The sequence below is a fragment of the Paenibacillus hexagrammi genome (genome assembly GCF_021513275.1).
In the GTDB taxonomy this organism is placed as follows: domain Bacteria; phylum Bacillota; class Bacilli; order Paenibacillales; family NBRC-103111; genus Paenibacillus_E; species Paenibacillus_E hexagrammi.
The window spans coordinates 5,296,640-5,321,856 of the sequence record NZ_CP090978.1 but is presented as its reverse complement, the minus strand read 5'-3'; the positions used below and the strand labels follow the sequence as shown (position 1 = coordinate 5,321,856).

Annotated in this window: 21 protein-coding genes and 3 pseudogenes; 16 read left to right on the top strand and 8 right to left on the bottom strand. The window is 47.7% G+C overall.

What is annotated here, in order from left to right; translation table 11 throughout:
- Nucleotides 1-8: 8 nt before the first annotated feature.
- Entirely contained in the window at nucleotides 9-1,556 is a 1,548-nt protein-coding gene (purH, locus tag L0M14_RS24170; RefSeq protein ID WP_235119030.1) for a bifunctional phosphoribosylaminoimidazolecarboxamide formyltransferase/IMP cyclohydrolase, read from the top strand.
- A gap of 72 nt (nucleotides 1,557-1,628) precedes the next feature.
- Entirely contained in the window at nucleotides 1,629-2,897 is a 1,269-nt protein-coding gene (purD, locus tag L0M14_RS24165) for a phosphoribosylamine--glycine ligase (RefSeq protein WP_235119029.1), read from the top strand.
- Nucleotides 2,898-3,015: 118 nt separating this feature from the next.
- Here the strand turns inward: purD and L0M14_RS31235 are convergent, their stop codons facing one another.
- Nucleotides 3,016-3,141 (bottom strand): hypothetical protein, encoded by a 126-nt coding sequence (locus tag L0M14_RS31235; RefSeq protein ID WP_260115390.1) that lies wholly within the window; start codon nucleotides 3,139-3,141, stop codon nucleotides 3,016-3,018.
- A 209-nt stretch (nucleotides 3,142-3,350) separates the two neighbouring features.
- Here L0M14_RS31235 and L0M14_RS24160 point away from each other — a divergent pair, with 209 nt between their 5' ends.
- Nucleotides 3,351-4,139 (top strand): dioxygenase family protein, encoded by a 789-nt coding sequence (locus L0M14_RS24160; protein ID WP_235119028.1) that lies wholly within the window; start codon nucleotides 3,351-3,353, stop codon nucleotides 4,137-4,139.
- A 302-nt stretch (nucleotides 4,140-4,441) separates the two neighbouring features.
- Here L0M14_RS24160 and L0M14_RS24155 read toward each other — a convergent pair whose 3' ends face one another.
- Nucleotides 4,442-4,852, bottom strand: a complete 411-nt coding sequence (locus L0M14_RS24155) for a thiol-disulfide oxidoreductase DCC family protein (protein WP_235119027.1) — start codon at nucleotides 4,850-4,852, stop codon at nucleotides 4,442-4,444.
- A 195-nt stretch (nucleotides 4,853-5,047) separates the two neighbouring features.
- Between L0M14_RS24155 and L0M14_RS24150 the strand changes: the two genes are divergently transcribed.
- The 3 genes from L0M14_RS24150 (at nucleotide 5,048) to L0M14_RS24140 (ending at nucleotide 7,422) form a co-directional block, all read left to right on the top strand.
- Nucleotides 5,048-6,115 carry a DUF3048 domain-containing protein gene (locus L0M14_RS24150; RefSeq protein WP_235119026.1) on the top strand — a complete coding sequence of 356 codons (1,068 nt, stop codon included), beginning with the start codon at nucleotides 5,048-5,050 and terminating at the stop codon, nucleotides 6,113-6,115.
- Nucleotides 6,116-6,309: 194 nt separating this feature from the next.
- Complete coding sequence (locus L0M14_RS24145) at nucleotides 6,310-6,858, top strand: GNAT family N-acetyltransferase (RefSeq protein WP_235119025.1); 549 nt, start codon at nucleotides 6,310-6,312, stop codon at nucleotides 6,856-6,858.
- A gap of 75 nt (nucleotides 6,859-6,933) precedes the next feature.
- Nucleotides 6,934-7,422, top strand: coding sequence for an SRPBCC family protein (locus L0M14_RS24140; protein ID WP_235119024.1), 489 nt, complete (start codon nucleotides 6,934-6,936; stop codon nucleotides 7,420-7,422).
- Between the two features lie 54 nt (nucleotides 7,423-7,476).
- Here the strand turns inward: L0M14_RS24140 and L0M14_RS24135 are convergent, their stop codons facing one another.
- Nucleotides 7,477-8,055, bottom strand: coding sequence for an aminotransferase (locus L0M14_RS24135; RefSeq protein WP_235119023.1), 579 nt, complete (start codon nucleotides 8,053-8,055; stop codon nucleotides 7,477-7,479).
- 242 nt (nucleotides 8,056-8,297) lie between these two features.
- Between L0M14_RS24135 and L0M14_RS24130 the strand changes: the two genes are divergently transcribed.
- The 4 genes and pseudogenes from L0M14_RS24130 (at nucleotide 8,298) to rlmD (ending at nucleotide 12,397) form a co-directional block, all read left to right on the top strand.
- Nucleotides 8,298-8,588, top strand: a complete 291-nt coding sequence (locus L0M14_RS24130; RefSeq protein ID WP_235119022.1) for a YerC/YecD family TrpR-related protein — start codon at nucleotides 8,298-8,300, stop codon at nucleotides 8,586-8,588.
- Nucleotides 8,589-8,812: 224 nt separating this feature from the next.
- Nucleotides 8,813-9,589 carry a sirohydrochlorin chelatase gene (locus tag L0M14_RS24125; protein ID WP_235119021.1) on the top strand — a complete coding sequence of 259 codons (777 nt, stop codon included), beginning with the start codon at nucleotides 8,813-8,815 and terminating at the stop codon, nucleotides 9,587-9,589.
- Between the two features lie 10 nt (nucleotides 9,590-9,599).
- On the top strand, nucleotides 9,600-10,595 hold the full coding sequence (locus tag L0M14_RS24120; RefSeq protein WP_235119020.1) for a diacylglycerol kinase: 996 nt from the start codon (nucleotides 9,600-9,602) through the stop codon (nucleotides 10,593-10,595).
- A gap of 382 nt (nucleotides 10,596-10,977) precedes the next feature.
- Nucleotides 10,978-12,397: pseudogene (gene rlmD, locus L0M14_RS24115) on the top strand (23S rRNA (uracil(1939)-C(5))-methyltransferase RlmD).
- Nucleotides 12,398-12,552: 155 nt separating this feature from the next.
- Here the strand turns inward: rlmD and tnpC are convergent.
- The 4 genes from tnpC to L0M14_RS24095 all read right to left on the bottom strand — a co-directional run bounded on the left by tnpC (nucleotide 12,553) and on the right by L0M14_RS24095 (nucleotide 15,760).
- A complete protein-coding gene (gene tnpC / locus L0M14_RS24110; RefSeq protein WP_235118520.1) occupies nucleotides 12,553-14,088 on the bottom strand; it encodes an IS66 family transposase in 1,536 nt (511 codons plus the stop codon).
- Nucleotides 14,089-14,184: 96 nt separating this feature from the next.
- Nucleotides 14,185-14,484, bottom strand: coding sequence for an IS66 family insertion sequence element accessory protein TnpB (gene tnpB, locus L0M14_RS24105; RefSeq protein WP_235118521.1), 300 nt, complete (start codon nucleotides 14,482-14,484; stop codon nucleotides 14,185-14,187).
- 46 nt (nucleotides 14,485-14,530) lie between these two features.
- Complete coding sequence (gene tnpA / locus L0M14_RS24100; RefSeq protein ID WP_235118522.1) at nucleotides 14,531-14,902, bottom strand: IS66 family insertion sequence element accessory protein TnpA; 372 nt, start codon at nucleotides 14,900-14,902, stop codon at nucleotides 14,531-14,533.
- A 297-nt stretch (nucleotides 14,903-15,199) separates the two neighbouring features.
- The gene (locus tag L0M14_RS24095) at nucleotides 15,200-15,760 is read right to left on the bottom strand and encodes a hypothetical protein (RefSeq protein WP_235119019.1); all 561 of its coding nucleotides are present in this window, start codon (nucleotides 15,758-15,760) and stop codon (nucleotides 15,200-15,202) included.
- Nucleotides 15,761-16,130: 370 nt separating this feature from the next.
- On the opposite strand from L0M14_RS24095, the gene L0M14_RS24090 reads away from it, so the two are divergent.
- From L0M14_RS24090 to L0M14_RS24070, 5 genes and pseudogenes are all read left to right on the top strand, one after another.
- A complete protein-coding gene (locus L0M14_RS24090) occupies nucleotides 16,131-17,051 on the top strand; it encodes a DUF7638 domain-containing protein (protein WP_235119018.1) in 921 nt (306 codons plus the stop codon).
- Nucleotides 17,052-17,211: 160 nt separating this feature from the next.
- Nucleotides 17,212-18,476, top strand: a pseudogene (locus tag L0M14_RS24085) (class I SAM-dependent methyltransferase).
- A 3-nt stretch (nucleotides 18,477-18,479) separates the two neighbouring features.
- The gene (locus tag L0M14_RS24080) at nucleotides 18,480-21,065 is read left to right on the top strand and encodes a metallophosphoesterase (protein ID WP_235119017.1); all 2,586 of its coding nucleotides are present in this window, start codon (nucleotides 18,480-18,482) and stop codon (nucleotides 21,063-21,065) included.
- Between the two features lie 174 nt (nucleotides 21,066-21,239).
- Nucleotides 21,240-21,833 (top strand): annotated as a pseudogene (locus L0M14_RS24075) (RNA 2'-phosphotransferase).
- Nucleotides 21,814-22,599, top strand: coding sequence for a TatD family hydrolase (locus tag L0M14_RS24070; protein WP_235119016.1), 786 nt, complete (start codon nucleotides 21,814-21,816; stop codon nucleotides 22,597-22,599). Before L0M14_RS24075 ends, L0M14_RS24070 begins: the two are co-directional and overlap by 20 nt.
- 82 nt (nucleotides 22,600-22,681) lie before the next feature.
- On the opposite strand, the gene L0M14_RS24065 is transcribed toward L0M14_RS24070, so the two are convergent.
- Nucleotides 22,682-22,969 (bottom strand): hypothetical protein, encoded by a 288-nt coding sequence (locus L0M14_RS24065; protein WP_235119015.1) that lies wholly within the window; start codon nucleotides 22,967-22,969, stop codon nucleotides 22,682-22,684.
- A 1,184-nt stretch (nucleotides 22,970-24,153) separates the two neighbouring features.
- Here L0M14_RS24065 and L0M14_RS24060 point away from each other — a divergent pair.
- Nucleotides 24,154-25,212, top strand: coding sequence for an AAA family ATPase (locus L0M14_RS24060; protein ID WP_235119014.1), 1,059 nt, complete (start codon nucleotides 24,154-24,156; stop codon nucleotides 25,210-25,212).
- Nucleotides 25,213-25,217: the final 5 nt, after the last annotated feature.

Below are 25,217 nucleotides of genomic sequence, written 5' to 3'. Positions count from 1 at the left end.
GAAGCATCGTGGCAATCAGAAGAGCGCTGATCAGCGTATCCGATAAAACAGGGATCGTTGAATTCGCAAGCGAGCTAACAAAATTGGGTGTGCAAATCATTTCCACAGGCGGTACGCAAAGCTTATTGAAGGATAAGGGAGTTCCGGTTATCGGCATATCCGAGGTAACAGGCTTCCCTGAGATCATGGATGGACGTGTAAAAACCTTGCATCCAGCTGTTCACAGCGGTCTCCTTGCTGTTCGCGACAATGAAGAGCATCAAGCAAGCATGAAAGAGCTGGGACTGGATTACATCGATTTAGTTGTCGTGAATCTGTATCCTTTCGCTGAAACCATTGCAAAGCCGGATGTCACTTATGAAGACGCGATCGAAAATATCGATATCGGCGGTCCTACGATGCTGCGTTCGGCAGCCAAGAACCATGCGTTCGTTACCGTTGTTGTGGATGCTGCGGATTACAACGGCGTCCTTGAAGAAGTGCGCGCCGGCGGCGATACGACACTTGATACACGCAAGCGCCTCGCTGCGAAGGTGTTCCGTCACACAGGCTCTTACGATGCCCTGATCTCCGACTACTTGTCCAAGCAAGTGGGCGAGACTTATCCAGAGCGTTACACGGTTACGTATGAAAAAGTACAGGATCTCCGCTACGGCGAAAATCCGCACCAAAGCGCAGCCTTCTACCGCAAGCCTAATGCAGCTGCGGGAAGCATTACAACGGCTGAACAATTACATGGTAAAGAATTATCCTACAATAATATTAACGACGCTAATAGTGCGCTTCTGATCGTGAAGGAATTCAGCGAGCCTGCTGTTGTAGCTGTTAAGCATATGAATCCTTGCGGCGTAGGTATTGGCACGAACGTACTAGAAGCTTACCAAAAAGCGTACGCAGCAGATCCAACTTCCATCTTTGGCGGTATCGTAGCGGCGAACCGTACAATTGATGAAGCAACGGCGCAACTGCTGCACGAAATCTTCCTGGAAATCGTCATCGCTCCTGACTTCTCGCCAGAGGCGCTTGAGATTCTTTCCAAGAAGAAAAACATTCGTCTGTTGAAGGTTAGCGGTCTGGATCAAGCCGGAGAACGCAAGCCTGAGCCGGTGATCACGACGGTTGAAGGCGGTATGCTGGTGCAGGATATCGACGTTCACCAAATCACAGAAGCGGATTTGACGGTTGTAACTGAACGCAAGCCGACGGAAGCTGAACTGAAGCAGCTGCTTTTCGGTTGGAAAGTAGTTAAGCACGTTAAATCTAATGCGATTGTACTTGCTGCAGATGATATGACGGTTGGCGTAGGAGCTGGACAAATGAATCGTGTAGGATCCGCGAAGATTGCGATTGAGCAAGCTGGCGAAAAAGCCAAAGGCTCCGTCATGGCATCCGACGCGTACTTCCCGAAAGGTGACACGCTGGAGCTGGCTGCTAAAGCAGGCATAACAGCGGTTATTCACCCAGGGGGCTCCATCAATGACGCGCTGTCCATTCAAGTTGCTAACGAGAACGGCATCGCGATCGTTACGACAGGTATTCGTCATTTTAGACACTAAAACATTAATCGGAAATGCTCACGATCGATCCTGTGACCGTGGGCTTTCCTTATGAGAGGGGAATATGATCCGATGCGTATTCTAGTTATTGGCCGCGGCGGACGCGAGCACGCCATTGTGTGGTCACTGAGCAAAAGCCCGAAAGTAAGCAAGCTGTACTGCGCACCTGGTAACGGCGGCATTGCCGAGCTGGCCGAGTGTGTGCCGATTACCGAGCTGCAATTCGAGGAAATCAGTACCTTTGCCAAAGAGCAGCAAATTGATTTGGTTATGGTCGCGCCTGACGATCCGCTCGCTGCAGGTCTAGTCGACCATTTGGAAGAGAAGGGCATTCCGGCCTTCGGACCACGTGCGAATGCGGCCATCATTGAAGGTAGTAAAGTATTTATGAAGCAGCTGCTCAAGAAATACAACATTCCGACAGCGGCTTACGAATCATTTGACACCTACGAGGCAGCGCTTGCTTATCTGCATACGCAGAAAGCGCCTATCGTCATCAAAGCGGACGGGCTTGCAGCAGGTAAAGGCGTAACCGTCGCGCAAACGATGGAGGAAGCGGAAGCTGCGCTGAAGGACATTATGGTCGGTCAAGTATTCGGCGCATCGGGCGCTAAAGTCGTAATCGAAGAATTCCTTACAGGGCAAGAAATGTCCTTGCTAGCATTCGTAGACGGTTCTACGGTTCGTCCGATGGTTCCGTCGCAGGACCATAAGCCTGTTTTTGATGGAGATAAAGGACCGAATACAGGCGGCATGGGTACCTATTCTCCGCTGCCTCATATCCCGCAAAGCCTTGTGCAAGAAGCGATCGACAACATCGTACAGCCTACGGCTGACGCGATGGTGAAGGAAGGCCGCCCGTTCAAAGGTGTACTTTATGCGGGTCTTATCCTGACACCAGACGGTGTAAAGACGATCGAGTTCAACGCTCGTTTTGGGGATCCTGAGACGCAGGTCATTTTGCCTCGCCTCAAGACCGATCTGCTTGATATCTTTCTTGCCATTAACAATGGAACGCTGGCCGATCAGCCGATTGAGTGGAGCGACGAAGCCGCTGTGTGCGTAATCGTAGCTTCCGAGGGCTACCCTGGCAACTATCCGAAGGGTCTGCCGATCAGCGGTCTCAATCAAGTTCAGGATGCCATCGTGTTCCATGCCGGAACTGCTTTGAAAGACGGACAAGTCGTTACAAACGGCGGACGCGTTCTGGGGATTACAGGACTCGGCAAAGACATTGTGGAAGCTAGAGAGAAGGCCTACGCGAATGCGGATCGGATTCATTTTGACGGTAAGCATTACCGGACGGATATTGCGATGAAGGCTTTGAAGCCGCAAGTATAGTAGTAGGGCTTAGGTTCTAAGCCACAAGAAGATCTGAATAAATAAGCAGCCCTTCGTTTGCATAAACTGTATGTACAGGAATATGCAGGTGAAGGGCTATTTTATTTTACTCGTACCATTAATTATCTTCGTCCGCGAGCAGCTTCTCTTTATTCTTATACACGTAGAGAACGGCCAAGAGGGAGCCAATAATGGAAGCGATAGATATCCAATGATGAGTGAGGAATTGCCATAATGGTTGCATACGTCTACCACCTCGAATCTGCTTTTTCCATAGTGTAGGCAGATCTGAGTGCATTCATGCGGCGATTTGTGTGATGTTGCGTGGTTTGTGTGGTTAGCGCGTTGATCGTATCGAAGGTACCGAGCCGTGCCATGCTATATCGAGCCGTACCATACCGTACAGGCTGGCTTTATGCTTATCGATGATTGTAAAGATAGGAGGATTCAAGCATGCTGCCTTCATTTTATATGGCCCATGGGGCGCCGAGTCTGGCGATCGAGGAACACGCGTATACGGATTTTTTGAAAATACTTGCCTCGCAGCTGCCCAAGCCGGAAGCTATTGTCGTCTTCAGCGCACATTGGGAAAGCGCGATTCAGCAAATCGGGGCAGCGGTTCGTCCTGAGACTATTTACGACTTTTCCGGTTTTTCCAAAGAGCTCTATGAAATTACGTACCCTGCTAAAGGGAGTTTGCCTCTAAGTCTTCATATCAAGAGTCTGTTCGAGGCGGAGGGCATCGCCTGTGAAATCAATGACCAGAGAGGATTGGACCATGGTGTGTGGGCGCTGCTGCATATCCTGTACCCGGATGCTGACATCCCGGTTGTGCCTCTATCTGTGAACCCAAATCTGGCCATGGAGGAGCACTACAGAATCGGCTCGGCCGTAGCAAAGTTAAAGGAGCACAACGTGCTGATCGTGGGGAGCGGCGGCACCGTTCACAATCTGCGGAAGCTTGACCGAAGCGCTATCAAACCGCAGCGTTGGGCGGTTCAGTTCGATGAATGGCTGGCGGAGCAGCTCGAGACATGGAATTTGGAAGCATTGTTCGATTATATGAACAGAGCGCCTTTTGCCAAGGAAGCTGTGCCGACTCGGGAACACTTAGTCCCCTTGCTGCTGGCCATGGGAGCGGCGGAGCCGAACGACCGGGCTAAGCTGCTTCATCGCAGCTATCAGATGGGAACGCTCAGCTTGAGCTGTTGGATGTTTGGAGCGGAGGAAGAGAAAGGCTGATAGATGTTGAAAACAGCGGAGGAAATCTGAACAGGTAAAAGAAGATGAGGAAAGATTAGTGAAGGTAAGGTCAGGAGTGGCAAGAAGATAAGAAAGCTTAAGATAGAATAAGTAAAGTAAAGATAGAAGGGCAAGGTCGATGGGGACTGAGAAGAACCGAGGAGAGTTGGCAAAAGTCGAGGAAATAAGAGATTGCGCCTGGGATTCGCACACGTTAGGCGTCAACTGAAATTCCTCCTTACAGGCATGATAAAAACCGGAACGGGCATCTTAAAGAAGGTGCTGCTTCCGGTTTTTGCTGTTTAGTCCAGAAAACGGTTCCTGTATTCGGGCTTGGGCAGCATACACTGCTCGGACTTACCGAACCAACGATAGCGATTGCGAGCGATCCATCTATATACGATGTTGCGTACTGCTGGTGGTACGAGGATCGCCGAATAAGTGAGCGGCCATACACCCCGCAGGCGCTTGGCAATGCGCAGAGCTGCTGTGGATTGCGTGTAGGCGCGGCCTTGCTCAAGCAGCACAATCGTGCTGATATCCTCCGGAAGTCCGAACTGCCGCAGCGATTCACGACCGTAGGCGGACTGCAGGGATGCGAATCGGAACCTTCCCTTCGGGTCGTTACGAAGAATGAATTGTACAGCGCCGCTGCACAAATTGCAGACGCCGTCGAACAAGATGACCGGTAGGTCATGGGTGAGCGTGTTCATCGGACAGACCTCCCCTGAGAATTGTTCTTTCTATTACTATAGCAAACAACCGGCCAAATCTATATGAAAAAAAGGATATCTTTCGCTTAAAAGCGAATTAGTAAATCATGTCAAAGATGTATGGAAGTCTTCTAAAATCTCTCTCGGAAGCATACCCATGAATGACTAGAGAACGAATAGAAGAGGTGCAGCTCTATGAAACTATTAAAAGTTAATCGAAGCCACATTCGCGCATGGCTGGCCCTTGGTTGCACGGCAGCGGTATTAACCGGATGCGGAGGAACGGAAGTAACGCCTGTGACGAGCATGGTGCCCGTGGAAACGACAGCAGTAGCAACGTCGACTCCGCAGCCAACCGCTACGCCGGAAGCCGTGTCATTGCCTTACAAATTCCCGTTAACCGGCCTACCGAGCGAAAAGGAATTGAAGACCAGACCTTACATGGTCATGGTCGAAAACTCCCCGCAAGCAAGGCCGCAGACCGGTTTGGATCAGGCTGATATTGTGTATGAAATTTTGGCGGAGGGTGAGATCACCCGATTCGTATCGGTGTTTCAAAGCCATGAGGCCAAAACAATCGGACCTGTCCGAAGCATTCGTCCGTATTTCGTTGAAATCGGCGACATGATGGATGCCGTGATCGTACACGCAGGCTGGAGTCAGGATGCGATGAACATTTTAGCAGGAAGAAAGCTTTCTCACTTGGATGAAGTTTACGGTGACGGCGCCTACTATTGGAGAGCCACGGATCGTAAGCCACCGCATAACCTGTATACATCTGTAGAAAAAATCCAAAAAGGCGCCGATGCGCACAAATTTCGCAGCAGCTGGAATGGTCCGGTGCTTACTTTTGCCAAGGATGGACAAAGCGCAGCAGCGGGAACAACAGCGAATAACATTCAAATTCCTTACATACAAGGATACGTCGTATCCTATGATTATAATGCTGCAGATGGTGTATACATGCGAAGCATGGACGGTAAGCCGCACTTGGACCGGGAAACGGGTAAGCAGCTGCAAACCAAGAATCTGCTCGTCTTGGAAAGCAAGCACAAAATCCTCGACAAAGAAGGACGCCGAAGCGTCGACGTATTTGGACCGGGCAAAGGCTACATTCTCCAGCAGGGCAAGTCGCAGGCGATTACCTGGGAACGCAAGAACGGCATGATCCGCGCTTATGCGGATAACAAGGAAGTGCCGCTATTGCCGGGGAACACGTGGATCCAGATCGTACCGGAAGGCTCGGATATTAAGATTCAGTAGCGGTGGGGGAGGGAGCGGGGCTGCGGATAGTAAGTGCATCGTTTCAAGAAAAGCGTCATGCGACGCCACACCGCACGAAACTCCGAAACTCCACGAAGTATGTTAAACCATAGGCTGTAGGTCGTATAAGAGATACGGCTTGCGGTCTTTTTTTCATGAATCTCTGGTGTGCTATAATTCTAGCAGGTGATGATATGGAGCATAAACGTGTTTATTTAAGACAGCTTCATGAGCAGGATGCGGATGAGCTTCTGCAGCTCAGAATTCGCAATCGTGATTATTTTCAAGCGTTCGAACCGATTCGTTCGGATGCTCATTACACCTTGGAGGGGCAGCGAAGCGACATCCAGCAGGCTGCACAGGCTTTTGAACAGGGTCAGTCTTACATATTCGGGATCTTCTTAGAAGAGTCCCATACACTTGTTGGGCGGATTGCGTTGACTGCTGTGGCAAGAGGGCCTTTTCAAAACGCTTCATTAGGCTACTATTTGGACCAAGCCCATCAGGGGCAGGGATATATGGCGGAAGCGGTATCCCAGTGTGTACGCTATGCTTTTGAGACAGCAGGCCTTCATCGCATTCAAGCGGGGGTCATGCCGAACAATGAACCGTCCATTCGCGTATTGCAAAGGTGCGGCTTTCGATATGAGGGGCTGGCGAAGAGATATTTGCAGATTCATGGAAAATGGGAAGACCATCAGCTATACGCTTTGACCGTGGAAGATGGTTGGCAAAGGTCATGAGACGCCACACCGTGTGCTGGTAGCTTCGCGCGGTAGCGGAAAATGTGAGTTAGTAACATAAGGAGGAGCACAATCATGTTGGCAGTTATTGAACCGATACATGGCGGCTATGTGGCCCGATTTGAAAGAATCTGGAAGCACCCTGTGGCGGAGGTATGGGCTTTTTTGACGAATAACGAGAAGCTTGTGAAGTGGTTTCCAGAGCTTAAGGCGCGAGACCTGCGCGAAGGCGGATTTATGCAGTTTGATATGCCCAATGGTATGCAAATCGATATGAAAATCACGGATTTTCAAGCGGAGGCTGTGCTTGCCTATGAATGGGCGGAGGATCATGTTCGTTTTGAGCTGCAGGCAGCGCCGGATGGGGAGGGGTGTCAACTTGTCCTTATAGAGACACTTAGCAAACTGACCGATCATACGCCCAGGGATCTCGCCGGGTGGCACGTCTGCCTAGATGTCATTGAGGCTTTGCTCGATGGACGAACGATCGAACGTAAAGAAGAGTGGAACAAGCGTTATCCCGAGTATGTGGAGGCTCTTGCAAAAATAAACCGCCCGACATGACGGAGCATGGCTCGAGCGGCTGTAGGAATTGATGTTTGATGCTAGCTCATCTGCTTATCTGCGTGTGCGCTTCTTGCTGGATTTGCCGGTCTTACGGCGGACTGAGGATGATTTTCTCCGGCGTTTACGCTTGCGTTTGCGTTTCGTCAGGCTTTCGAAATCAAAATCGTCATCAGAATCTGAATCTTTTGATTTAACTTTTCCAAAGGAATTGAACAAGAGCTTCATCATCGGAGCCATTTGCTGAAAGCCGCCAATGACCTTTTGAACCTTGCCCATCGTGCCGATGATTCCGTCAATGCCGCCCATCCTTTCGACGAAGCCGGAGATTTGCTTCAGATTCAGACCGCTCAGCGGGTTGGAGGATGCACCTGCACCTGCGCCACCGCCTAGCCCGAGAAAGCCTCCACCGGCACCTCCTCCAGGTGCACCACCGCCGAAGAATCCACCTCCGCCGCCTCCCTCAAATGGGACCGGGAGACCTCCTCCTTGTGCAAAGTCTGCGAACGGAGCACCTCCGCCAAGACCTGGATATTGACCAAAACCTCCTACAGGAGGTGCGCCCGTAAAGCTTCGAGTGTGAACTTGCTGAACTTGACCGCCATTGCCAATTACATGTTTGTGTGTATTCACGTAGTTTCACGACCCTTTGTATAAGATTTATCTTTTACAGGATATGTCACATGCCTACCGTTGGTATGGACGTTTGTCACGGGTAGCAGTAAAAATGTCACGATTTACCTCATTAACGCATAGAAATTTTAACGTTTTGCTAACCTAAAGGAAGGAATTACTGGGGACGTGTCGAAACATACAACAGAGCTTACAAAAATACTCATGAGCTACAGAGAAGTTCTACCGGGAGTTGATGACGGGTGCAACTGAAGAAATTGAATGATAAAGCGATCGACCAGCTGTTCGAAGCGATATTGACGCTCAAAGATATGGAAGAGTGCTACGTTTTTTTTGACGATTTGTGCACGGTGAATGAAATCCAATCACTGTCCCAACGTCTGGAAGTGGCGCGTATGCTGCGCAAAGGATGTACGTATAATCAGATTGAAGCGGAAACAGGGGCGAGCACAGCGACGATCTCTAGAGTTAAGCGCTGCTTGAACTATGGCAATGACGGATACGTGCTGACACTGGATCGTTTAGGACGGTAACGTGTTAAGCTGCGGTGATGATTGCGAGCCGTTATACGAATGTTTGACTAATTCCTGCTTTGCCGAGTGCTGAGCAGGTTTTTCATGTTCGGGGAGGCTTTTTTATAGGAAAGGGAAGGTTCCACTTCGGCATTGTGGGGCTCCTTCGCATGTCCAATTGACACAGAGGGGCCATTTCGTTAGCATAGGAATACATGGTAATGATGTGAACGGGTGGGAAGCATATGACACGTGAATATGGTGTGCTTGTAATTAGCCATGGGTCCAGGGATGAAGGCTGGGTACGCCTCGTCGATGAAGCCGTGAGCGCAGTTGAATTGCCGGGTAACATGCCAATTTATGCATCTTACCTAGAGTTGGTAGAAGGGCGTCTGATTCAAGATGGGATATACAGCCTGGAGGCCCAAGGTGTCACAGATATCATCGTGATTCCTCTGTTCGTATCGTCCGGCAGCACGCATATTGATGAGATTAGCTACGCACTCGGGGTTATCCCTGAACCGCTGCTGGAGACCGATATGACGCCATTTGATATCCAGGCAAATATCCATTTTGCTGCGCCGATCGACGATGATCCGGTTATAGCGGAGATCCTTTATGAAAATATCGCTGAGCTCGCAACAGAGCCTCAGAACCAGATCGTGCTTCTGATCGGACACGGCAGTGTGGAAAAAGGCTTTCATCTGAAGTGGCGCAGAGGGCTCGAAAAGCTTGCCGAGAGGCTCAAGGCTATCGGCGGTTTTGACGAAGCGGACGTCGCCATGCTGCTCCCGGATCAGGTACAGCGGAAAATGAAAACCTGGGCAAAGAACAAGCCCGAACACAAAATCGTGGTTGCTCCGCTTTTTTTAAGTGAAGGTTATTTCACAAGACAAGTCATTCCTTCCCGGCTGGAGGGGGATGCATATTTATATAATGGACGGGCGCTGCTGCCAAGTCCGCTTATTTCCAAATGGATGGAGAGGCAAATCGCTTCCCGCCTAACAATCGCGAACGGGTGATGAGTACGTAATGGTGAAACGTGCAAGACTGATTTATAATCCGACCTCAGGTCGGGAGGAAATGAGAAAGAGACTGCCCGAAATTCTCCAGCGGCTGGAGCGAGGGGGACTAGAAACCTCCACCCACGCCACCATCGGAGAAGGGGATGCTACACTGGCAGCAGCAGAAGCTGTAGAGAGAGGCTTCGATATCATCATTGCCGCAGGCGGCGACGGCACCTTGTGCGAGGTCGTGAACGGCATGGCCGAAAGACCGAACCGACCGGCCCTGGGTATCCTGCCTTTGGGCACCACCAATGATTTTGCAAGAGCACTGAACATTCCAAAAAATTGGGAGCAAGCCTGCGAGCTCATTGTTCGCCAGTACACAAGAGACATCGATGTAGGCAAAATCAACAACCGCTACTTCATCAACATTGCAGGTGGAGGCTCCATGACGGAGCTGACCTACGAAGTGCCGAGCAAGCTTAAGACCATGATCGGTCAGCTTGCCTATTATATGAAAGGCATCGAGAAGCTGCCTAGACTGCGGCCTATCGAGCTGCACGTCAAAGCGGGCGAAGCGGAATTCGTCGAAGAAGCCATGATGTTCCTCGTGGCCAACAGTAACTCCGTAGCCGGCTTCGAGAAGCTGTCACCGGATGCCAGCCTGAATGACGGCCTGTTCGATGTACTTATCCTGCGAAAATGCAACCTCGCCGAATTCATTCGCGTCATCACCTTGGCGCTGCGCGGCGAACATTTGACCGACCCCAACGTCATCTACTTCCAGACCGACCATATCGAAATCAACTCGCCGGACTACGTCCAGCTTAACCTCGACGGCGAATTCGGCGGCACCCTGCCGTGTGTCATGACGAACTTGCGAAGCCATTTGCGGATCATCGTCGATGAATCCGGGCAGTCGATTTATAAAAAGACACTGCTGGATACGTTGACGGCGCCTTTTCAGCTGAAGGGGATTGTGCAGGATGATGAGGTTGATGTGGTGGAGAGGAAGGAGTAGAGGGGAGACGGAATTTGACCCCATCTCGGGAGATGTGGTTTTGGGGAGATAGGTCCAAGTAATAGTTATAAAAGCAAAGTATTTGCTTACTAAGCAGCGGAGGCTGCTAGTGTAACTCAACGCACGACTGACATTCAGCAGCGTTGAGTTTTATTTTTAGCATTGATTTGCAGCATCAAACCCAGATAGCATCATAGTCGAGCGTGTAGGTTATCTTGGGATTGCTAAAGTGAAGTGAGGGAATATGACAGTGAAAAAGCATTCTGGCGCTTCGCCAGGTAAACATAGAAACGGTAAAAAGGGAGAAGCGGGCAGCAGTTCAAGACGTGGGACTGTTCGTTCGCATGCCGCGGCGGCAGTCGCTCCAGCTTAGGAAGCCAGCCTGCCCGTCAAAAAAGGCAGCGAGTACGAAGCCGAAATCATCGGCATCAATCATGATGGAGAAGGGGTAGGCCGTGTGAACGGCTTTACCCTTTTTATCGGAGGCGCACTTCCAGGGGAGCGGGCCCTTGTACGGGTGGAGCATTTGAAGAAGCAGTACGGTTATGCTTCGCTTTTGAAAGTATTGCAAGCGAGCCCGGACCGTGTGGCTCCGCCATGCAGTATTTATGATCAATGCGGCGGCTGCCAGCTGCAGCATTTGAGCTACGAAGCGCAGCTTCGCGTGAAGCGGCAGCAGGTCGTGGACAACCTGATGCGAATTGGGAAGCTGCAGGTTGTTGGTGAGGCGGGGGTGGTTGAAACAAATGAAGGGATTGTAGTCCATCCGACGTTGGGTATGGACGAGCCGTGGAGATACCGGAACAAGGCACAGGTTCCTTTTGGAGAAGAGAGGGGCGGGCTGATCGGCGGTTTCTACGCGCAGGGAAGCCACCGCATCATCGACATGGATGAATGCTTGATCCAACATGGATCGAACGACGAGGTCGTTGCTCGGGTAAAGAAATTGGCGCGCGACTGGGCATTCGCGCTTATCGTGAAGAGTCACACACTGGATTGCTTCGGCATGTCGTAGTCAAAGTCGGCTTCCGCACGGGGGAAATCATGGTCGTTTTGGTGACCAATGGTGACGTCATTCCTCGCGTCGAAGAGTGGGTGGCTGGCATTCGCGAGGCTCTGCCTACGGTGAAGAGCATTTGCCATAACATTAATGTGAAACTGACGAATGTTATTTTTGGGGATGAGACCCGCGTCCTGTGGGGCAGCGAGGTCATCTACGACTACATCGGCGATGTGAAATTCGCTATTTCCGCGCGATCATTCTTTCAAGTGAACCCCGTACAAACGGAAGTGCTGTACGGGAAAGCTTTGAATACGCCGCGCTCACCGGCGGCGAGACGGTTGTCGATGCCTACTGCGGCATCGGCACGATCTCCCTGTTCCTGGCGCAGCGCGCGGGACAGGTGTACGGCGTCGAGATCGTCGAAGAGGCGATCTCCGATGCACGTAAGAATGCCGCGTTAAACGGCATGTCGAACGTGCACTTCGAGGCAGGACCGGCGGAGGTCGTCCTGCCCGAGTGGACACGTCAGGGCGTCCGGCCTGACGTGATCGTCGTTGACCCGCCGCGCAAAGGGTGCGACCCCGCGCTGCTGGCGACCATCCTCGAGCTGCGCCCGCAGCGAGTAGTTTACGTGTCGTGCAGCGCATCGACACTCGCGCGCGACCTGCGCGTGCTCGCCGACGGCGGATACCGCGTCGCCGAGGTGACGCCGGTGGATATGTTTCCGCATACGGTGCATGTGGAATCAGTCGTGTTGCTTGTACAAATGAATGTAGATTTTAATACAATCTCCCACTGAGCAAAATAAGTTCGTCGCTGAGCCGGTCGGAAGCAGGCAATTTGCCCTGACTTTCGCTCGGCTTTTCGCTTTTCTCAATTTTCTGTAAGCGTCTAATAACCAGGTGTATGGCAAAAGAAAAACCCATGGTTCATGAATAACCACAGGCTCTGCGTTTATGTACAATGTCTTTGAACTTCCGTACTCCATGGAAGGCACGCATCAAGTAGCTCTGGCTGTTGACGAAATGCATTCCCTGGCAGCTGCTGCAACAAATATACTAGATATTTGTACGGGTTCAATCCATTTGCCTTTGCGGTCTCTACGATGCTGTAGATCGCTGCACTTGCGGTTGCCCCCCGTGGACTGCCGCTGAATAACCAATTTTTTCGGCCGACCGTAAAGGGACGAATGCTGTTTTCTGCTAAATTGTTCGAGATCACACAGTTCCCATCTTGTAAGTAATTCATCAACTCTTGCTTATGGTTACGCGCATACTTCAGCGCTTCGCCTAGCTTGGATTTAGGAAGCACCTTGCTTTTGGCCGTTTCTACCCATGACCAAAAAGCATCGAGTACAGGTTTTTCCTGCACCAGACGTTGCTCCTTTCGATCTTCAGTAGTATGTGACTTAAACTGTGACTCCAGCTCGAAAAGCTTGTTGCAATAAGCTACTCCTTCACTAGCAAGCGACTCTTCCGACTGCTTCGCCTCTGGTGGCAACGCCTCAACAAACTTACGTCTAAGATGCGCCCAGCACAGGCAGGATGTCGTCCCTGTTAGATTCGCATAGCCCGAGTAGGCGTCGCTATGTAGATATCCCTTGAATCCTTTCAGGAACGCTTGCGGGTACTTCGCCCCTCGCCCTGGTTGGTACTCAAAGATTCGTATGGGATGCTCACTATGCTGCCCACTGCTGTAGATCCACATGTAAGAGTCAGTCGTGTTCTTCCGTCCCTTCTCATTCATCACCTGCAAGGGCGTTTCATCCGCATGAAGATATCGCTCCCCTACAAGCAACTCATGCAGTCGATTCACCAATGGCTTTAGCCAGTCTCTTGAGGCTGCGATCATCCAATTCGCCATAGTTGCCCGACTCAGATCAAGACCGATGCTCTTCCATTCCTTCTCCTGACGGTACAGGGGCATGCTGTTCACAAACTTCTGGTACATGACCCATGCCACAGAGGAAGCGGAGGCCATTGAATGCTGGATGACCGGCGTAGGCGTCACTGCCTTTTTCATTTGAGGCATGTCCTCTTTCCGACAGGTCCGGCACTCCAAGGTTTCTCTGTAGATATCAATCGCTCGCACGCGGGCAGGGATAAACTCCACTTCCGTGCGCACGAACTCTTCGCCCACCAAGACAAGCTCGCTTTGGCATACGTCACAACAACGGTCCTGTACCTGAAATAGCTGCTTTTCATGCGGAAGATCCTGGAGCAGCTCCGCTCGTTCACCTACATGCTTCTTCCGCTGGTAGCTTTGGATCTGCTCGATGCTTGGCTCCTGTGCAGTGCGTGAAGCTGCTGTCTCTGCCTCATCAAATAAAGACAGCTGCTCCACTCCTATTGGGAGGGAAGCTGTTTTCTCGGAGCTTTTGCCGTACAGCTTCTGCGTTAGAAATTGCACGGTTTCTTGTAGCCGCTTATTCTCTTTTTCCAGGTCGCCGATGCGATGTTCCATTTTTTGGAGCTGTTCCGAGGGGCTCATGAGCTACCGTTCCTTCACTGTTTTCTATGTCTACCATTATACCATAGAAGCAGGTATAAACCCAGATTTCACAAGGGTTTTCGGCACTTTTTTGACTTAGATGGAAGGAGTGAAATCCAGCTTTCTGACAGCTTTCGGCTGATGGATAGATAGCCCCTCCAGCAACCACCGAAACTCCTGTGGCGTAATCGAGCGTACGGCTTCCGCATCCATGGGCCACTGGTATTGACCTGATTCCAGTCGCTTGTATAACAGGACGAAGCCATCACCTTCCCAGTACAAGGCTTTCATTCGATCGCGCTTGCGACCGCAGAACAAAAACAAATGATTCTGAAACGGGTTTAATTGTAGCTGATGTTGCACCACGAGAATAAGACCATCAATGGATTTTCGCATATCCGTATAACCACAAGCAATATACAGTTGATCGGCCTTCGAGATGTCACCGAACATACTGCAGGATGCGAAGCGTCTGTTCGAGAAGTAAGGTAGACGCATGCTGATGAATTTCGATCGTAACGGCATCCGTACGAAGGATGATCGCCGCTTGTTCATGACTTGCTTCGGAACGCGGAGGGTTCGCCCGCAAAGATGGAGGGACTGAAACCAGTGTTGGTTCATTCGGAGATGAGGAGGCAGGAAGGGATTCACAAGCAGCTTCACGGATCTTTCGAAGCCAGTAATAGTAGCTTTTCACGCTGACATCGTGCTCGGCACACCATCGAACCACGGTCTGACCACTGGAACGGCAGTCACGAACAATCTCGGTCCACTGCTGAAGCCGATAGCGATTCCTCATTTCTAGAGTTTGCAATTGGACACACTCCCATTAGAGTTTTTCGAGTAGAGTCGAAAAACTCCAACGACTTACTCTAAAGGAATTGTCTCAAAATCTAGACTGCCTTGGAATACACCTTCTTGTTAGACGCTTACAATTTTCTCATGAATCTCCCAGGTTACAATGCGGAAGATAGTAGGGAAGGCGGCCCCCGCTTCTTCATTTGGTTCACGGATGCTCCCAACCTAGTGGCTACAAAACTTGAAGGTAGCTAATCACTCATAATTCCCTCATTATTTGTTCGATGTATGTTTTTTACAATAAGCTTCAACCTTATCGGCAAAAGCACCAGGGATTTTCTCTCCAGTAGGGGATGGACCTTTTCAAAGAAAGGATAGCTTTCTGGTACTTGGATTCTCCCAATTGGGTCTTGATGTTGCCCATTAAAAATTCTAAATCTTTATATTTCAAAACTCGCGTGTTGGGCTCACCATTAACTAGGTTAGCTAAAACCATTAAATAAATAAATGCGCTACCACGGCTCATTCCAGTTGTCTCTGCAACCTCAGTACTCAGCCTATTGATTTCGCCAGTGCCCGCAACGTATCTTAGGAACGCACGCCATAGGTCCTCAACCATTGCTGGCGTAATCTTGATATTGCTGCGTGAAAACGGCTTTGTCTCATATACGGAAGTTTCACCAATATCTTCAAAATCACTGAAATCTATTAGGTTTGGTGTTGAAGCGGCCATGGTCATCGGGAATCCTTTTTCTAAAGAGACTCTTCTTAAAAAGATATTCAGAGCAATCTCAACATTCATCCCAAGGGAAAGTAGAATCTTTTCGGCCTCGAGTAAGGTATCATCATCAATATTAATTTCAATATTTGCCATATGTACGACCTCCCATAAATTTACTAGTGATTTCTTGAAAATACTATATCAATATTTTATTTTTATGTATATAGTATTTTGTTTTATTTTTTCTTGGTGCAAGAAATCGTTAGTATTTCGTGGATCCACATACAATAAGGAGTGAAGATAATTGAAGGCATTCGACCGAAGACGATCAATATGGCTTTCACTGTTGTTAAGTTAATTCATTAGATGTAGGTTATTTATAATGAAGGACTTAATAATATTTTGAAGAATTGTACTTTAAAGGGATAATTTGTGTTTAATAGACTTGTCTGATCATATATATACTTCTACAAGTATGCCAATTTTACAGGAATAAATCGTAATCAACGGGGTGACAGTCAACATGCAAAAAATCAGCAGACAAAAAGAAATAGAAGGAACAAGAGTGCCTGGAATCATTCATAATATGCAGTACCACTATGTTAATGTAGATGTTTATGAAGATGGAATGGTGAACTGTTGGGAACTGGTGGACTTAGCTGGTTTTAATGACAAAATGAATAGCCATTGGTTAGTTCCACAGGTTCCGGCTGGTGAAATCTTTTCGATCCATGAGCTCGGGGCTTATAAGATACATTCAGCCAAGTGGAAATTCAATAAAACCAGCTATGTAAGGCACATAGAAAACATGATTAGAATTCTTAATCCCAACATGGAGAATATCTACACGATATCGAGTTCTGAGAAACAACTAAAAAGTAATAGAAAGGTAGTACATGCTCCAGTAGCAAAAGAGTTTTATGTGAAAAATGAAATGTTTTATCAGACCTCAGAAGGTGAAGGATCTACGATATTTCTCAAGCACCAGGATAAGAACTATATAGCTAATTTGGTTATTTACAAAGACGGGCGTGTAACTTGTTATACATCGAAATTTGAATTGAATTTTGAAATTGAAGGCATTGAAGAATACTTTCAGAATGGAACCTTATTTACTAACTTTACTAGACCCACTGCTGTTTGTTTTGAAGACTTGGGTGAAATTACGTTTGATGCAGTGTTGTATAGCACTGACATAAATGAAAAGTATAAACAGCTTGTAGATACTTATCAAAAGTTAAACGGAAGCGAAACGTCTCTAGAGAAATGCAGAAAGGCATATTATGAGTATCTCGAATATCCTTCTGAGTTCGCGAGAGCCAGGCTAAAAGAGCTTTATGAATTAATACCGAAGCATGAACGAAAGTATCTTGGTGATATGGATAGTCGAGATAGAGACTACATTAGAATTATCTACCATCCGGAACGTAAAAGAGAGGTTTAGTAATTCCCTCACAAGATATGAGTCTGACACCAGACTCCGCTGGACGAATTGTTTTCCCTTTTTATGGATTTTTAGGTTTGCTTCGTAATACTTTTACCATGTTCGTGTGCAATTATCTGAGCTAAGATAGTTTCAAATGTAGATATAGGAGTAGATTACGATGGCAATCATTCAAGTCAGATCCACCAATCCGCAGCTTTCATTTTTAATCAAGAAAAATCCGAATTCCGGCATGATGCTTCGCTCGGTTCGCAGAGGCATTGCGTACGGCTGGTACACCGATCAGCAGACTTTTAATGTGTATTTTAAAGATGCGGACAATGAAATTTCCTATAAGCAGCACGAAAATGAGAACTTCGAGTATCTGAATGTATCGAGATACAACACTCCCTTATTTCCGCTAAATGCGATTAACGAATTCTTCTCTGCGCCGCTTAAGGCGCAAGATGAGCGGGACGTTGAAGGCTACGAGCATACGTTTTTCATTAATATGATACATATCGAGCTGGTCCGGTATATTGAGTTTTTCGAGAAGCATTTAAAGGGTTTTTCTTTCGAAATCACTCATCAAGCTCATAAGAGCTATTCTCTTACCATTACGACACAAAAGAGCTTGTATCAGCTGCTCCATGCCGTAAGTGTGCTGTGCTTGTTCCTCTCGATGTTCGGAAACGAATATATCGATATTTCGGAGAGCATTTTGGAAAAGTACATCAAGAGCATGAATGTGATTGATGCACCGTTTTATATTCGCAGCCTCTTTGTGCGGAATTTCCTGTCTTCGAGGGAGCGTTTTCAAAAGTACAAAGCGGAGCTTGAAAAAACAGACCGTTACGATATTAAATTTGCCTACGGTGGGACGGCCTTTCAGCGAAGAAATTATATCGGGAACGCACTCTCTTTCGATAAGTCGATTTTGGATGTGGGCTGTGGGGAAGGGTTTTATGCACTTCCTTTTGCCGGAAAAATTGAAGGCAGCTACTATGCAGTCGACATCAATGAGGAGCTGTTGGAGAAAGTAGAGCGTAAAGCGAAAGCAAGAGATATCGATAATATTGTCACTTTTAACTCCATAGGTAAGTTCCTGAAAGCTACAACGGGGAGCAGGTTGATGTAATTTTGACAGAGGTCATTGAACATATGAGTCAGGACGAGGCTAAGCAGTTGATTCATCAAATCTGTGCACATGTTGATTTTGACAGCTTCATCATTACGACGCCTAACGCTGATTTTAACCACTACTATGAGTTGAGCGATTTCCGGCATGACGATCACAAGTGGGAGATGGGTGAAGAAGCTTTTCAACAGTGGATGCGTGATGTGATAAAAGAAACGAATCTGCATGCTGAATTTGTTGCTGTCGGAGATGGAGTCAACAATATTCAAACTACACAGGGTGTTATTCTCAAGAAAAGGGGGGCCTGACATATGGAGATTCAAACGAGGGTTCACACGATATTCATGCTGGTCGGGTCTACGGAATGCGGGAAAACGACATTTGCCAGGGAAGTGCTGATTCCGGGGCTGCGTTTTGAGGATGCTAGCCGGAATGTTAGGGCCAACGTTCAATATCTATCCTCCGACCAGATTCGCCAGGAGGTACTTGGTTATGAATACGACAAGTATGATCAGGTGATGCTTGAGTCCAGTGAGCAAGCGTTTCACCTGCTGTTTGAAAGACTGAAGATGGTGACGACTTTTCCGGTCAATGCGGAGTTTGTGGTCGTGGATACAACCGGTTTGTCTGAGGATTTTCGGGCAAAGGTGAAAGAGATTGCGTTTCAAAGCAACTACAACCTCGAGGTCATCGTATTCGATTACCGGAAGCGGGAAGATTACTACGCTTCGGAACGTTCGAAGAAACTGATCACGAACCACATCAATCGGCTGAAAAAAGAGGTTCTCGGTTCGCTGCCTCGCGAGGGATATGGCAAGATCCATAAAGTGCGTGCTAAAGACTTTTATGTAGCCGAAGAGGGAAGGGCGAATCCCGAATATAAAATCATCGTTGAGGATGTGGATACATATTTGGCAACCGTTCTTCCACAGGGTCAGCAGTACATCACGATCGGGGATGTCCACGAATGTGTAGATGATCTGAAGGGGCTGCTGCTCGATCACGGATATAAAATCGAAGCGGGCAAGCTAGTTGTGACCGATAAGCTAAAGCAAATCAAGATCATTTTGGTCGGAGACTGGATTGACAAAGGTAAGCAAACGAAGGACATCGTTGAGTTTCTGTACGATAACCGGGAGCATTTTTACTTCGTGCTCGGGAACCACGAAAATTTCGTTGATAAGTACATCAAGGGTGAAATTGGTGGTGTGGATCAAGATCTGCTGCAGACGTATTTTGATTCTACACAGGTATTACTGAATGACCCGGAACTGCTGGAGAAATTTCAGCACCTAGTCTCGATTTCGAAGCCATTTTATCGATACGTGGGGACTAAGGGGCCGTCCTTCTATGTCACTCACGCCCCGTGCCGGAATAAATACATTGGCAAGCTGGACACGAATTCTGTCCGACATCAAAGGAATTTTCGGATCGACCGGGAAGCTCCTCTGGAGGGCCAGCTTGCTTTTCTGCGGGAGGAAGCGGTCAAAAATCATCCATATCATGTGTTCGGGCACATCGCAGCTAAGCAGTCTTTCCGGATCAGTAATAAGATTCATATCGATACGGGCAGCGTACATGGTAACCTGTTGACCTCCGTCAGTATCTCGTATAAACCGTTTATGAAGTCCCGGAAGTCTCGCCAAGCGGTGATCACTGAGGAACTGCAAACCTTATTCAAGGTGGAACGAAAGGTATCTGTCCAAGACCTTGATGAGGATGACATCCGCAGACTCCACTACTGCTCGCGAAATAAAATCAACTTCATCTCAGGTACGATGTCACCGGCGGACAAGAATGAGGAGACGAATGAACTGGAATCGTTAAAACGCGGCCTCGATTATTTCAGGGAACGCGGCGTTCAGGAAGTTGTTCTGCAGCCTAAATATATGGGCTCGAGATGTAACGTTTATTTAAACAAAGATTTGGAGCGATGCTTTGCGGTCAGCCGTAACGGCTACAAGATTAATCATGTGGATTTAACGGAGATTTACGGCAAGCTGCTGCAGAAATTCAGCGGCTTTATGGAGGAGCGAAAGATCGCCATGCTGATTTTGGATGGAGAGCTGCTCCCGTGGAAGGCGCTGGGCGAAGGGCTAATTGAAAGGCAGTTCAAGCCTATTGAAAAAGCTCTTGAGACAGAGCTTACGTTCCTGCAGCAAAACGGTTTTGAGGAAGCCTTGAGCAAGCTCTTTACCGACTATGAAGCGAGCGGCTTTGAAAAAGACCAGCATCATACCGCGAAGTCCGCTTTAAGTGAAAAGTATGGTTCCAGTGTGTACCAAAATTACAAGTACGTCCATGAAATCAGGGGAATGTATGTTCCGCTAACAGAACACATGGAGGCTTATCAAACGTACAGAAGGCAACTGGAGCTGTATGCGGAAGACGAAGCCATGGAGTATAAGCCGTTTGCCGTTCTGAAGATTGTTTATGAAGATGGTAAGGAAGAAATCCCGAAATGGAAGACCTCCGAGATGTACGATTTTCTGTCGGAGGACGAGGCGCTCACGCTGGAATTATCCGAGTCGGACTCCCTGGAGAAAGCGGAACGTTACTTTTCTGAGCTTACGATGGAGAACCATATGGAGGGCATTGTGATCAAGCCCGAGCTGTGGAACGGAAACACGGTTCCTTATATGAAGGTGCGGAATCCCGAGTATTTGTCCATCATCTACGGGTATGATTACAAGTTCCCGCATAAATACCGTAAGCTGATGAGACAAAAGAATGTGAATCAAAAGCTTCGCACTTCGCTTAATGAGTATCAGTGGGGGCTGCGAATGCTGGCGGTGCCATTTGAAGAGATTGCCCCTGAGCATGAGGCTTACAGAGGGATTGCTGCCAATGTGCTGTTCGAAGTTGCGAAGGAGCGGGAGATTGATCCGCGCTTATAATCATAATAGGGTGCCTGAATCGTTAAGTGGATTCGGGCCCTTTTCTTATTAAAAATCTAGGAACGTTTAATTTTAACCATATAATCCCGTTTCCTGAGCGTTTGGAAAGGATATAATGCGATTAATGGAAAATAGACAGTAGTTATAGTTATTTTAGGAAGAGAAGTGTTAAAGATGTTAAATCAAGCAATGGAAAAAAGTTTAAGCAAATTCATAACCAAGCTGCTTCGGCACACGCCTGAGGATTTTGGTGTTGTCTTAGATCCTGAAGATGGTTCGTGTCCAGTTATCACATTGTTGGAGGCTATTTAGAAGCAGCACAAATGGGCCTGGGTGAAGCGGGAAGATATCGAGCAAGTGGTCCGGAAGTCAGATAAACAGCGTTTTGCAATCGAAGGTGGCCGGATCAGAGCAAGGTACGGTCATAGTCATGATAAAGTTCAATATACTCCGGGCGAACCTCCAACCATTCTATACCACGGGACGAACAAGAAGGTTCTCCCGTCGATCTTGAGGGAAGGCTTAAGTCCGATGAGCCGGCAGTATGTTCATTTGTCGGAAGGCACTCATTTTGCAACGCTCGCGGGAAGCCGTAGAGGAGAACTGGCAATTCTTAAAGTGGATACGTTGCGTGCGAAACAGCACGGAATCACGTTTTATTACGCGGGTAACGAAGTATGGTTAGCTGATCGTGTACCACCTGAATGCTGTTCGGTGTTGGAATCCATGGAAAAGGAGCAATCGAATCATGAATCATCCAATCGTTGATATCGGCGTCAATCTGATGCATCGTTCCTTTCACCAAGATCGCGAGCAAGTCGTTAAAAGGGCGGCGGCAAACCACGTTTCACCCTTGATCCTTACAGGAACTAGTCTGAAAAACAGTATAGAAACAGCCCGCTATGCCGGTCGTTATTCAGGGGAGCTGTACGCTACTGCAGGAGTACACCCCCATGATGCGAAGAGCTGCAATCAAGAGACCATTGTGAAGCTAAAAGAACTAGCGGTACTGCCGCAGGTCGTAGCCATTGGGGAATGCGGTCTGGACTATAACCGGGATTTCTCACCGCGGGACGTTCAGCGGAAATGGTTCGCCGAGCAAATTCGCTTGGCGCTTGAGTTAGATATGCCGCTGTTTCTGCATGAACGTGAGGCATGTAAAGATTTCATTGCGCTGCTTAAGGAACATTCGGTTCAAAAAGCGGTGGTCCATTGTTTTACAGGCACTCAGTCTGAGCTTAAGGCCTACCTTGAAATGGGCTTCTATATCGGGATCACCGGGTGGATTTGTGATGAACGGAGAGGAAAGCATCTAAGGGACCTTGTCCGAATAATTCCGACTGATCGGCTTATGATTGAAACGGACGCACCGTTTTTGACTCCACGTGACTTAAAAGAAAAGCCAACGGATGGACGGAACGAGCCCGCATTCCTGCCGCATATCCTGCAAGCCGTGGCGCGATATATGGGGAGACCGGTAGAAGAAGTTGCTAGGGCAACGACAGCGACTGCGAAAGAGTTTTTTGGTATTTGATTTGAAAGGAAACAGCAACGGTTGGTAGCAACAATCGCTTACAAAAGCTCAAGCGCCGGGCTCCCCTGACCGACGCTTGAGCTTATTTCCTTCTATAGAACTTTTCCCAATCTTTAATGATTTCTGCCTGAGTCAATAATCGCTCTCTCAGCCAACGGGATGTTTCCCATTCATGTATTGCTTGCTGCTTTGTTTTGTAAAAGCGGTAGTCGCAAATATTCCAGGAACAGAACAGCTTTCGGTACCATTTGCCGTTGTTAACGTCACCTGTGAAGCGGCGAACGGCCTTGCTTGCCTGCCGTTTGTTCCAGCAAGTACCGGGTGTGCGGTGGTCTGTCCATACAGGTGATTTTTTTACGCTATTACTCATGGGCTCTCTAACCTCCTTAGGGGGAAGCTAGAGGCCGTCTAATTTCTTCATAATTCACCTCATCTGAATTTGTTAGTTTCTGTATATATAAACGCTGTTGGTAAAAATATGTTTCTTAGAGGTTTGAAATTAAAGAAGCAGCATCACGTACAATAGCAGAAAATGCCGTTCTGATCAATTCTCCTACGGAATAGAATTGGGCACTATTTTCCTTATTCTTATTAAGCCATTTAAAAGGCAACCTCGCGGAGTATTTGGCACGGAATTGAAGAGCTTAAATGGTTTCGACGTTCTCTTAGAGAAGATGTGCATTTTTAAAAACAAACCGGTTATGGTTAAGGATTACGTAAAGTCTAGAAAGCGTGAATGGGAAAAAGCTTGCTATATATCAGATGCTTCCGATCAGCAAAGAGCCCAAGTGGTTCTATGAAACGTCATTGACCGTCAAGGATTGGAGCTTAATGGCGGTATTGTGATTCGTGAGTTTAATCAATCGGAGCAATCATCCTAAAAGCGGTATTCCTTAATAAAAGTCTATCAACAAGAAGCTCCTAATCTCGACTCATTTATAGAATTAGCAATGGGCGTGGCAAGTCAGTTTTTTACGATGGATATTGCCAGAACGACTTGCGGAGAATGAATGGTTATTGAGATAGGGGGTGGGCAGGTCTCTGGACTTCCGAGTCATGCGGACCTGGAACAATTTTATAAAACGATATTAGATTTTGAGGTTAGACCTTAGAAACCATAGGACGGCCGCAACGAGCCCAAGTATCTTCGCATATCGCTAGCGCGGTTGCGACATGTCTGAGTAAGACAGCTAAGGAGTAGCTGATGAGACTACAGAGAATGTTTAAATCGATTTTTCAGGTTGATTTAAGGACCTCCAATATTTGTTGGAGATTAGCTTGAGTCGTAATACTTTCACCCTGTCCGTATCTTCTAGAATGTGGGATGATGATATTCATGAAGCCGAACAACAAATTATACATTGGAGCCTCATAAGATTCGTTTTCTTGATCACTTCAGGCTTTTGCCAACCTTCCTTCTACTAATCATTGGCGAACTTAGATATATGTATTTATAAATGATTGGTTATGAGTACGGGTAAAGTTCTGAACCAATTTAAAGTAAGATAAAGGGCGACCATATTATTATCTGAATACTAAGGGGGATAAATAACGATGAATCTTGGCATAAGTGTAAGTCCTAAAGAATTAATGAATATATTGCTAAATGTTGCTGTCGTAAGACCAGTTTTTATTTGGGGGCCTCCGGGGATTGGGAAATCATCACTAGTTGAAAAGTTTGCAGCAGATCTGGGCCTCCCTTGTGTCTCATTACTTGGAAGCCAACTAGCTCCGGAGGATATCATTGGTGTTCCCCAAATAATAAACGGAGTCAGCCAATTTTGTCCGCCGAAAATGATTGCTCGTAACGAACCATATTGTCTATTCTTAGATGAACTAAATGCATGTTCTCAGGAAGTGCAAAAGGCGTTTTATAGCTTAATCCACGAACGACGAATTGGTGAATATCACCTGCCGGAAGGGTCTATCGTGATTGGAGCGGGGAACCGGGCACAGGATAGTGCAATTGTGAAACCGATGTCTTCCGCATTAATTAATCGGATGTTTCATTTACAACTGAAGGTATCAGCCAGAGAGTGGTTTGAGTGGGCATATGAAACGGGTATACATCCCTATGTTATTGAATATTTACAGGCAAGACCCGATCATCTGTGGACACAACCACCCAAAACGGAAGAACCATTTTCAACACCTCGTTCGTGGCATATGTTCAGTGACGCTATCCATGAATTCAATGGGGAAATTTCAAACCAACTCATCGAAGTATTGGCTAGGGGCTCATTAACACCTGACCATGCCCTGCAGTTTAAAGCGTTTCATAAGAACTTGAATGGGAAATACCAACTTAACCGTATATTCTCTGGTGAAGCTAAATTTCCACATGAAGCCGAACATCGCGATCTACTTTATTTTTTAACCTTGTCGTTTCGTGCGCAAATTATTAAGGAGCTTCCTGAGAAAAAGGATTCACTTAAAGAGGGACAAAGGATATTTTCTCTTCGTGCAAAAGAACTAGTTAAGGAATTAAGTGCTATTAGCCTTGAAATGGCTCAAATGCTTGTTGCTGACCATGGAGATAGAAGTTCACTTCCAGAATGGTTTATAGTTGAAATTATTCGCGATTTGCCAAAACTGGTTGCAAAGGACAAGTAATATAG